Origin of the sequence: Bradyrhizobium nivariense (assembly GCF_029846695.2) — a bacterium.
Lineage (GTDB): Bacteria > Pseudomonadota > Alphaproteobacteria > Rhizobiales > Xanthobacteraceae > Bradyrhizobium.
Genome location: NZ_JARWCR020000053.1, coordinates 54004 through 64264, shown reverse-complemented (window position 1 = coordinate 64264; position 10261 = coordinate 54004). Strand labels below are relative to the sequence as shown.

The window sequence follows — 10261 nt, the reverse complement described above, 5'->3', positions numbered from 1 at the left end:
AAACAAAGCGGCTGCATCTTCGCCCACTGGGCGTCCGTCAAAACGAATCGCTGCATCCAAAACTCCTTTCGGAGCTTGAATCACGGACGTTCCAATCTGTGAATCCTGAATCTCAACAGACCCTAGACGATCTGCCTGGTGTCGGCGGGCCTGTGCAGCGCGCGGACCAGGATGCGTAGCGCTTCCGTCAATTCTGCCCTGTTGCGCGCCGCACCAAGCGAGACGCGCGCCGCATGTGGCGGCGTTCCGTCGACGCTGAAGGCCTCGCCGGAAACGACTGCGAGTCCGTTTCGCAGGAGATGCGCCGCGACGTCGAGACGGCCCTCCGGCAGCCGCAGCCACAGATGATGAGCGGCGGGCTTGGCCTGGAACTCAAAGCCTTTGAGCGCCCGTTGCGCGAGCTGCTGGCGGCCGATCGCCTCGCTCCTGATCGCGGTGATGATGCGATCGGCGATACCGGTTTCGATCCAATGCGTCACCAACGCGACCATCAACGGCGCCGGCATCTGCACCGTCGCCTGCAAATAGTCGCGCATCTCCCGTTGCGAGCTGCTGTCGGGCGTCACCAGATAGGCAACCCTTAGCGCCGGCGCGATGCATTTTGACAGCGTGGTCGCGAGATAAGCCCGCTCCGGAATGAGATTGGCGATCGGCAATGCCGAGCGATCGAGCAGCCCGTAGGCGTCGTCCTCGATCAGCGTCGTGTCGGCATCGTTGATGATCTTCGCGATGGCGCTGCGGCGCTCGGGGAGAAGCGTCGCTGTGGTCGGATTGTGCAGTGTCGGAATGAGATAGACCGCTTTCGGCTTGTGCGTGCGACATGCTTTCGCCAGTGCGTCGGGCAGGATGCCGCCGTCATCCATGGCGACGCCGACAAGCTTGACGCCGAGCCGCGCCGCGGCGGCCTTGATGCCGGGGAAGGTGAGGGCCTCCGTCAGCACGATGTCGCCGGGCCGCGCGAGGTGGGCGAGCAGGTTGAACAGGATCGTCTGCGCGCCGGGAAAGATCACGAGTCTGTCGGCATGCGCATGCGGCACGCGGGCACGCATCCATCGCGCCGCGACCTCGCGCTCGTGGGCGCTGCCGCCGGGCGGCTGGTAGTTGAGATGCGCCGTCAGGCCCGATTGCGCGCGGATGGCCTCGAGCCCTGCGATGATGCGCTCGTCGAGCTGCGCTTCGAGTGGTTGCGGCGGCACGTTCATCGAGAGGTCGATCGCGACGGGATGCGGCAGATCGATCGCGCGGCGCGCGCTGGTCTCCGACACGAACGAACCTTGGCCGACCCGGGCTTCCAGGATGCCGCGGCGCCGCGCCTCGGTATAGGCGCGCGTCACCGTGGTGAGATCGATGCCGAGCGCCTTTGCCAGCGCCCGCTGCGTCGGCAATTGCTGGCCGCGTACCAGCCGGCCGGCTGCGATATCGGCCTCCATGACCTCGACGATGCGCTGGTAGCGCGGCCCGCTCAGCTCCGAGATTGTAGGGGTCCAATCCATGCAATGAACGTCCATATCCTTTGAATGTATGGATGCAAGATATTATTGTATGGATCGTTGAAAAGGAAGAGGTGTGGTCATGGCGACGGTCTCTCTGGCGAAGGCGATGTGGCGCGGTTTTCGCGGCAAGTGCCCAAACTGCGGCGAAGGGCATGCGTTCGGACGTTTCCTGAAAGTGGCCGATACCTGCGACCATTGCGGCGAGGAGCTGTTTCACCAGCGCGCCGACGACTTCCCGGCCTATCTCGTGATGGTCGTCGTCGGCCATCTCGTGGTGCCGGCGATCCTCGCGGTGGAGACCGCCTATGCACCGGCAGTCTGGCTGCAACTGGCGGTGTGGCTGCCGGTGACGCTGTTCGCTTCGCTCGCGCTGCTGCAGCCGACCAAGGGTGCCATCGTCGGGCTGCAATGGCAGATCGGCATGCACGGTTTTGAGCCGGGCAAGCTGCGGCGCGAAGCTGATCAGGCTGCACCCGTTCTCGTGAAGGCGAACGCGCCGCGCGCCGCCTGAGCGGCCGCGTTTACATCGCGCGTTCGCCCGCTACACTCCATCGTATCAAACAAGACCGATGGAAACGCCGATGGCCGCACGCTCAAAAACGTTCCTGCTTTGTCACGGCGCCTGGTCCGGCGGATGGGCCTGGAAGAAGATGCATCCGCTGATGGTGCAGGCCGGGCACCGCCTGCTTGCGCCGACCTACACCGGGCTCGGCGAGCGTTCGCATCTTGCTGGTCCCGCGATCGACCTGGAGACGCATATCCAGGACATCCTCAACGTCATCGAATTCGAGGATCTCAGCGACATCGTGCTGCTCGGCCACAGCTATGGCGGCATGGTCGCCACCGGCGTCGCCGACCGCGCCCGCGAGCGCGTCAGGCAACTGATCTATCTCGACGCCTTCGTGCCGCGCGACGGCCAGTCCCTGTTCGATCTCAACGAGGGTGGGCGCGACCCGATGCGCAACGCCGCCGCCGCGGGCGACGGCTACCGCATTCCGCCGAACCCGCCGCCGCCGGATACGCCACAAGCCGATCTCGACTGGCTCAACGCACGCCGCGTCGCGATGCCGATCAAATGCTTCGAGACGAAGCTGAAGCTCGAACGCGGTGAGCCGGCGATGCCGCGCAGCTACATCTATTGCGCGCGCATTCCGCCGGGCGACGTGTTCGGGCAGTTCGCGAAGCGGACGAAGAACGAGGATGGCTGGCGCTATTTCGAGTTCGATGCGAGCCATGCGCCGAACGTGACGGCACCGGAGGCGTTGATGAAGGTGCTTGAAGGTGCACTGTGATCAGGAAAGCCGACGAGCGAGATGCGTCCAGTCTGGCGGCGGTGAGCATAGAAGTCTGGTTGAGCACGTATCTCCGGGAAGGAGTGAGCGCATTTTTCGCAGACTATGTTCTTTCCGAGTTCACGGCGCAGAAGTTTCGAAACTCTGTCGGCGATCCCAACCTGTCGATCTGGGTGTCGGAAAACCGGATAGGGATTGACGGTTTCGTGACGATTGGTTCGAGGTCCACGCCGCCACTGGCCAATTGCTCGCCGCTGGAAATCATGACCCTCTATGTTCAACCGAGGCACCAGTCGAGCGGAAGAGGCCTCGCACTTTTGCAGCGTGCCTTGGATCATTGCAGGAGCATAGGCGGTGAAAGCGTCTGGCTGAAGGTCAACGCGGAAAATCGACGGGCGATCGACTTCTATCTGCGTCATGGCTTCAAGAAGATTGGCTCCACGCATTTCAGGATCGCCGATAGTGCTTACGAAAACTTCGTTCTGGAGGCGGAAATTCGGCGCCTCGTGGGCTGAACCGTGGAGGTGGCGACGCAACTCGCGGGAAGCGCAGTCTCGATAGCGCCCGGAATGACAGCGGCCCCAAAATGGTGAGGGGGCCGATGCGCTAGCATCGAACCCCTCGTCGCAAGATATCAGCCGGCCTGTAAGCCGGGTTCTGTAGGGCACCGCCCGCTTGCGCGAACGATACGTGACGGCCATTCCTCTGGGACCATGTTTGCACATGGCCTCGAGCAACCTACCCGGACGGCGGGCCTGACATCGCCCCGCGGCGTTATCGCTTTCGCGAACGGTCCGCTATGCCGTCCCTATTCGGTTTTGCTCCCGGTGGGGTTTACCATGCCGGCTCCGTTGCCGCAGCCGCGGTGCGCTCTTACCGCACCTTTTCACCCTTACCTGCCTATGCAGCTTGCGCTGCTACGACACGGCAGGCCCGAGGGCTTGCCGCGCCAAAGCCCCGTAAGGGGCGTAGGCGGGCGGTTCGTTCTCTGTGGCACTTTCCCTGAGGTCACCCTCGCCGGACGTTATCCGGCACCGTATGTCAAGGGAGCCCGGACTTTCCTCCCCGGCGGCCTTTCGGCACTTGCAGGGGCGGCCGTCCGGCCGACTGACGGGGTACGCATGGGGCATTTGTGACGGTTCCGTCAAGCGGAGATCACCGTGCCCGCCGCGGCGAAAATAATTTATCCTGAAGATGTCGTTTGGCGTGTGCCCCGTTCGACTGGATGTCGGCAACCCAGCCGAACCACAGGAGTGAGCAATGCAGTACCTACTGCTGATCTACCGGAACGAAGCGAAATTGGTCAACATGTCCCCCGCGGACCGTCAGGCAGTGACGGCGGAATACGGCGCTTATACGCAGTCCATCGTCCAGAGCGGTCATTTCAAGGCTGGCGACGGACTTCAGCCGACCACGACGGCAACCACCGTGCGCGTGCGCGAGGGCAAGACCCTGACGACCGACGGCCCGTTCGCGGAAACGCGCGAGCAACTCGGCGGCTATTATCTGGTCGAGGCCAAGGATCTCGACACCGCCATTGCGCTAGCGGCGCGAATTCCCGAGGCCAGGGAAGGGTCGATCGAGGTCAGGCCGGTGATGATCTACAACAAGTGATCTCTCCTACCGACATCGAGACGATCTTTCGCGACGAGGCGGGGCGGGCGGTGGCCACCCTGATCCGCCTCGTCGGCGATTTCGATCTCGCCGAGGACGCGCTCCAGGATGCCTTTGCCGTCGCGCTGGAGCGCTGGAGGACGTGCGAGATACCGGACAATCCGCGCGCCTGGCTGGTCAATGTCGCCAAGCACAAGGCGATCGATCGGGTCCGCCGGCAGACTGTCTTCCGCGCCAAGCAGCAGGCGCTGGTGCACGAGCTCGAGCTGAACGCGCAAGCGCCCGACGAGCCGCCCGCCGTGCTCGACGACGACATGCTGCGGCTGATCTTCACCTGCTGCCATCCCGCGTTCGCGCCTGAGGTCCAGGTCGCGCTGACGCTGCGTACCGTGTGCGGGCTCTCCACCGCGCAGGTCGCGCGCGCCTTCCTTGTCACTGAGGAGGCGATGGCGCAGCGGCTCGTCCGCGCCAAGCAGAAGATCCGGCTCGCCGGCATTCCCTATGAGGTGCCCGAGCGCGACACGCTGGTACCGCGGCTCGACGGTGTGCTCGCCGTGATCTATCTCGTGTTCACCGAAGGCTATGTTGCGACAGAGGGCGCGGATTTGATGCGGCCGGATCTTGCGGCCGAGGCGATCCGGCTCGGCCGCCTGCTCGACCGGCTGATGCCCGATCGCGCCGGGGTCAAGGGCCTGCTGGCCTTGATGCTGCTGCATGATGCGCGTCGCGCCGGCCGCTCGACCTCGACCGGCGACATCGTGCTGCTGGAAGAGCAGGATCGCACGCTCTGGGATCGCGCGCAGATCGAGGAAGGACTGGGCCTGGTCGACGATGCGCTGCGCATGCCCGGGCGGCCGCAACCTTATGCGGTCCAGGCCGCGATCGCCGCGCTGCATGCGCGTGCGCCGAGCTATGAGCAGACAGACTGGCCGCAGATTGCCGGGCTCTACGAGGTCCTGCTGCGCATCAACCCGTCGCCGGTGGTCGAACTCAACCACGCGGCGGCGGTGTCGATGGTCGATGGGCCGGCACGTGCGCTCGATCTCGTGGATGCGATCGCCGCCCGCGGCGGGCTCGATGGGTACGAATTGTTGCCCGCGGTGCGCGCGGATTTGCTGCGGCGAATGGGACGCAAGGATGAAGCGCGTGCGGGATATGTCGCGGCGACTGAAGCGACGCAGTTGGAACCGCTGCGGCGGCTCTACGCGAGGCGGATGAGGGAATTGACGTAGTTGCCACAAACTCCGTCATTGCGAGGAGCCTTGCGACGAAGCAATCCAGAATCTTTCCGCGGTGACAGTCCGGGTTGCTTTGCTGCTCTCGCAATGACGGGCGAGAGTTACTGCGCCGCGACCGCCGTCCCCTCCGCCGGCAAGCTCGCGAGCAGCGCCTGCAAGGTCGACAGCGTCGAATGATCCGCGACGCCATCGAGTCGCGCCGGGCGGAAATGGCGCTGGAACGCGGTGACGACTTCCATGGTCGCGGCGTCGTATTTGCCGGTGAGGGGAACGCCGTAGCCGTATCTGGCGAGCGCCTGCTGCAGGCTCCGCACCTCGTCGCTGATGGTGCCGAGCATCAGGCTCTCGCCGCGCACGACCGGCGCGGGTGTGACCCAGTGGCCGACGCCGGAATTGGCCAGCGAATGCCACGGAAATTTTTCGCCGGGATCCTTCTTGCGCGCGGGCGCCACGTCGGAATGGCCGAGCACCCGGTGCGCGGGCACCTTGCGGCGCAGCATGATGCCACGGCACAGCGCGATCACGGCGGCGATCTGGCGCAGCGGATACTCCGGGTAGCCCCAATCGTGGCCGCGATTGACGATCTCGATCCCGATCGAGCAGGAGTTGACGTCATCCTCGCCGGCCCAGGCGGACACGCCGGCATGCCAGGCGCGCCTGGCTTCCGGCACGCATTGCACGATGCGGCCGTCTTCCAGCACGACATAGTGCGCCGATACCTCGGTGCCCGCGGAGCAGAGCCGCGCCAGCGCACCCTCGACGTCGGGCATGCCGGTGTAATGCAGCACGATCATATCGGGCTGCCGGCCCTTGTTGCGGTCGCCATGGTTCGGTGAGGGGATAATGTCGGAGACGATCGAGGAATCCGGTTCGAACGTGCGCATGTTCGCCGCGGCCTTGGGAACCGGGAGAACGCGTTGACGCTTCGAATCAGTTCCAGGCGGCGTGGACGAACCGGACGACATATATAGCTCGAGACAGACAGAGAGGGGGCGAAGCCCTTCTCTTTACCATTCCTTTACCTTCCGCCGTGCGCAATCGGGCGACGGGGTTAACGGATGCATTTTGGCGCATGTGTGTGGATGAAGCATCACCGCCGCGTCAGCTTTTCGACTTGTCACGAGCCGATCAACGCTTTCTTAACGCTAAGGGCCGTTACTGAGAGATGAAGAGCCGACCCGCGTCCGGAGGCGGCCAAAGCGTATTTTGGCTCGAAATCCCATGGCTGCCCGACAAATTCCACTGGGAACACTGGGTTGGCGGCTCAGGGTCACCGGGCTCGGTAACCATGCTGGACGGGGGTTGGGTCGTGGAACCGCCGCGACGCGGAATCATTCGAGGCGTTATGAGCTTGTTCGTCCCCGATCTCGCATGGACGTCAGGCTGGGCGCTCGGCAGGCTTGGCACATGAGCTCGGCTCCGCACATCCCCGTTCTTGGCCGTGAGGCCGTCGACCACCTCGCCCCGCGTGAAGGCGGCATTTATGTCGACGCGACCTTTGGCGCAGGCGGTTACAGCCGCGCGATTCTCGAGGTGCCGGGAACCCGGCTCATTGCCATTGATCGCGACCGCACTGCAATCGAGGGCGGTGCCGAGCTGGTCGAACGTTCCGCGGGTCGGCTGACGCTCGTTGAAGATCGCTTCTCCAACCTCGCCGAGGTCTGTGCGGCACAAGGCGTCGATGGCGTTGACGGCGTCGTGATGGACGTCGGGGTGTCCTCGATGCAGCTCGACCAGGCCGGTCGCGGCTTCTCCTTCCGCCTCGACGGTCCGCTCGACATGCGGATGGGGCAGGCAGGCCCGACCGCAGCCGACATCGTCGCGCGCGCGTCGGAAGGCGATCTCGCCGACATCATCTATCTCCTCGGCGAAGAGCGGCATTCGCGCCGCATCGCCCGCGCCATCGTCGCGGACCGGCAGGAGACGCCGTTCACGACCACGCGCGCGCTCGCCGATCTCGTCGGCAGGGTGGTTCGTTCCAAGCCCGGCGATATTCACCCGGCGACGCGGACGTTCCAGGCCCTGCGCATCTTCGTCAACGAAGAGCTCGAGGAGCTTCAGAGCGCGCTCACTGCTGCCGAGCGTGTGCTCAAGCCCGGTGGTCGCCTCGTGGTCGTCTCGTTCCATTCGCTGGAAGACCGCATCGTCAAGAATTTTCTCGCCGAGCGTAGCAAGACCGGCGGCGGCTCACGCCATCTGCCGGAAGTGTCGCAGGCCGTGCCGAGCTTCCAGCTTCTGACACGGCGGCCGGTGATCGCAGGCGAAGACGAAGTCGCGCATAACCCGCGCGCGCGGTCTGCAAAACTGCGCGCCGCCGAGCGCACCTCGGCGCCTGCGCATGACAATGGCGAGCAATCGTCCTGGCCAAAACTCTCCGATGTCATGAGGGGCGGCTAGCGCATGCGCTTCATCCACCTCCTCGTCATCGGCGCGCTGATCTTCGCGGCGGCCTATGTCTACCGGATCAAGATGGACTCCACGGCGCGCACCGAAAAGGTGCTGCGGCTGCATGCGGAGATTCGCGAGCAGCGCGATGCGATCGCGGCGCTGCGCTCCGAATGGGCCAAGCTCGACGCGCCCTTGCGCCTGCAAGGCCTGTCCGACCGGCATCTGCAGCTCAAGCCGGTCAACGGCACGCAGTATGATTCTCTGAAGAGCCTGCCTGAGCGTCCGCCGCGGATGTTCAGGCCGGGCGAGCCGGATCCGATCGGGGCCATGCTCAACACCATCGAAGCGGCGAGCGATCCCGATAATGTGACGGGCTCCGTGCCTCAGCCCGAGGACAAGCCATGAGTGCTGTGACCCCGGGCAAACCTGCAGAAAAGCCGACCGAGCCTTGGCGGCAGCGGCTGATCCGCAGCCTGCTGTACGGGCGCAACGTCGATCGCGCGGCGAAGGCGCGGGCGCGCGTTGGCCTGGCGATGCTCGCCTTCGCCTCGGTCTACGCCCTGATCGGCGGCCGGCTCGTGATGTTCGCGATCGGCGCCGACGCCCACGGCGCGCGCCGCGCCGCGGCGCAGGAGGTGGTCGCGACCGCGCGGCCCGACATCGTCGATCGCAACGGCGCGATCCTCGCGACCGACGTCAAGGCGTCGAGCCTGTTCGGCGAGCCGCGCCGCATCATCGACAAGGACGAGGCGATCGAGCTTCTGACCGCCACCGTGCCCGACCTCGACGAGGTCGAGGTGCGCGAGCGCCTGTCGGCGCGCAAGGGCTTCGTCTGGCTCAAGCGCGAGATCACGCCGAAGCAGCAGCAGGACATCCACAAGCTCGGCATTCCCGGCATCGGCTTCTTGCGCGAGAACAAGCGCGTCTATCCGACCGGCAACGAGGTCGCCCACCTCATCGGTCTGGTCAATATCGACAACCAGGGCATCGCCGGCATGGAGAAGTGGCTCGACAATCAAGGCCTCGCCGATCTCCACCGCGCCGGCTTTGCCACCGACCGGCTGCAAAAGCCGATCGAGCTCTCGGTCGATCTGCGCGTCGAGCACGCGCTGCGCGACGAGCTGCTCAAGGCCAAGGAGAAGTACCACACCAAGGCCGCCTCCGGCATCGTCTCCAACGTCAAGACCGGCGAGATCGTGGCGATGGTCTCGCTGCCTGACTTCGATCCCAACAGTCCGAAGGAAGCGCACGACCCCGATCGCATCAACCGCCTGACCACCGGCGTCTACGAGATGGGCTCGACCTTCAAGGCGTTCACGCTGGCGATGGCGCTTGATTCCGGAAAGATCAATCTGAACTCGTCGTGGGATGCGCGCGGAAACCTGCACTACGGCAAGTTCACCATCCACGACAGCCATTCGCTCGGACGCTTCATCAACACCAAGGAAGTGTTCACCTACTCGTCCAATATCGGCGCCGCGCGGATCGCGCTCGGCCAGGGCGTCGAGGCCCACAAGGCGTTCCTCGCCAAGATGGGCCAGTTGACGCGGCTGCGCACCGAGTTGCCCGAGAGCGCAGCTCCGCTGGTGCCGCGCCGCTGGAGTGAGCTGAACACGGTCACCATCGCGTTCGGGCAGGGCCTGTCGGTGGCGCCTCTCCAGGCGGTGATGGGCATCAACGCCCTGGTGAATGGCGGCTACCTCATTCCTCCGACATTCATGAAGCGCAGCGAAGCGGAAGCGGCGGCGATGGCCAAGCGCGTGATCAAGCAGGACACCAGCGACAAGATGCGGTTCCTGATGCGGCTCAATGCCGAAATTGGCACCGCCAAGACCGCCGACGTCAAAGGCTACTACGTCGGCGGCAAGACCGGCACGTCCGAGAAGGTCATCAACGGTCGCTATGCCAAGAAGCGGGTGCTCAATTCCTTCACTGCGATCATGCCCTGCGACGATCCGAAATATCAGATCCTGATCATGCTGGACGAGCCTCAGGCGCTGCCCGAAACCCATGGTTTCATCACCTCGGGCTTCAACGCGGTGCCGACCGGCGGCAAGGTGATCGCGCGGATCGCGCCGCTTTTGGGCGTCGAGCCGCGATTTGACCTGCCGCCGTCCGAGCGCCTTATTCTTGCAGCATCCAGGACAACCCAGTAATCAACCGGGTGGGCCGTTGCCGCTGCTGAGTCGGGATTTCCCTGGGGATTCGGCGATCCGGTCCGGCATGTCGACTGGAA

At 64.7% G+C, this 10261-nt stretch carries 10 protein-coding genes and 1 other RNA gene; 8 read left to right on the top strand and 3 right to left on the bottom strand.

What is annotated here, in order from left to right; genetic code table 11:
• Positions 1-122: 122 nt before the first annotated feature.
• A complete protein-coding gene (locus tag QCM77_RS32460) occupies positions 123-1493 on the bottom strand; it encodes an aminotransferase-like domain-containing protein (RefSeq protein ID WP_279686190.1) in 1371 nt (456 codons plus the stop codon).
• Between the two features lie 79 nt (positions 1494-1572).
• Here QCM77_RS32460 and QCM77_RS32455 point away from each other — a divergent pair, with 79 nt between their 5' ends.
• The 3 genes from QCM77_RS32455 to QCM77_RS32445 all read left to right on the top strand — a co-directional run bounded on the left by QCM77_RS32455 (position 1573) and on the right by QCM77_RS32445 (position 3300).
• The gene (locus QCM77_RS32455) at positions 1573-2004 is read left to right on the top strand and encodes a DUF983 domain-containing protein (RefSeq protein WP_279686189.1); all 432 of its coding nucleotides are present in this window, start codon (positions 1573-1575) and stop codon (positions 2002-2004) included.
• Between the two features lie 70 nt (positions 2005-2074).
• Positions 2075-2785, top strand: coding sequence for an alpha/beta fold hydrolase (locus tag QCM77_RS32450; protein ID WP_279686188.1), 711 nt, complete (start codon positions 2075-2077; stop codon positions 2783-2785).
• Positions 2782-3300 (top strand): GNAT family N-acetyltransferase, encoded by a 519-nt coding sequence (locus QCM77_RS32445; protein ID WP_279660958.1) that lies wholly within the window; start codon positions 2782-2784, stop codon positions 3298-3300. Before QCM77_RS32450 ends, QCM77_RS32445 begins: the two co-directional genes overlap by 4 nt.
• Positions 3301-3415: 115 nt before the next feature.
• Here QCM77_RS32445 and rnpB read toward each other — a convergent pair.
• Positions 3416-3896, bottom strand: an RNA gene (rnpB, locus tag QCM77_RS32440) — RNase P RNA component class A.
• 149 nt (positions 3897-4045) lie between these two features.
• Between rnpB and QCM77_RS32435 the strand changes: the two genes are divergently transcribed.
• Together QCM77_RS32435 and QCM77_RS32430 are read left to right on the top strand one after the other, a co-directional pair.
• On the top strand, positions 4046-4399 hold the full coding sequence (locus tag QCM77_RS32435) for a YciI family protein (protein WP_219683419.1): 354 nt from the start codon (positions 4046-4048) through the stop codon (positions 4397-4399).
• The gene (locus QCM77_RS32430; RefSeq protein ID WP_279661176.1) at positions 4399-5631 is read left to right on the top strand and encodes an RNA polymerase sigma factor; all 1233 of its coding nucleotides are present in this window, start codon (positions 4399-4401) and stop codon (positions 5629-5631) included. Before QCM77_RS32435 ends, QCM77_RS32430 begins: the two co-directional genes overlap by 1 nt.
• A gap of 107 nt (positions 5632-5738) precedes the next feature.
• Here QCM77_RS32430 and QCM77_RS32425 read toward each other — a convergent pair whose 3' ends face one another.
• Entirely contained in the window at positions 5739-6521 is a 783-nt protein-coding gene (locus tag QCM77_RS32425) for an N-acetylmuramoyl-L-alanine amidase (protein ID WP_279660959.1), read from the bottom strand.
• A 523-nt stretch (positions 6522-7044) separates the two neighbouring features.
• On the opposite strand from QCM77_RS32425, the gene rsmH reads away from it, so the two are divergent.
• From rsmH to QCM77_RS32410, 3 genes are read left to right on the top strand one after another with little or no spacing between them, the layout of a single operon-like run.
• Entirely contained in the window at positions 7045-8034 is a 990-nt protein-coding gene (rsmH, locus tag QCM77_RS32420) for a 16S rRNA (cytosine(1402)-N(4))-methyltransferase RsmH (RefSeq protein WP_279660960.1), read from the top strand.
• 3 nt (positions 8035-8037) lie between these two features.
• Entirely contained in the window at positions 8038-8430 is a 393-nt protein-coding gene (ftsL, locus tag QCM77_RS32415) for a cell division protein FtsL (RefSeq protein WP_279660961.1), read from the top strand.
• Positions 8427-10181, top strand: a complete 1755-nt coding sequence (locus tag QCM77_RS32410) for a peptidoglycan D,D-transpeptidase FtsI family protein (protein ID WP_279660962.1) — start codon at positions 8427-8429, stop codon at positions 10179-10181. Before ftsL ends, QCM77_RS32410 begins: the two co-directional genes overlap by 4 nt.
• Positions 10182-10261 lie beyond the last annotated feature (80 nt).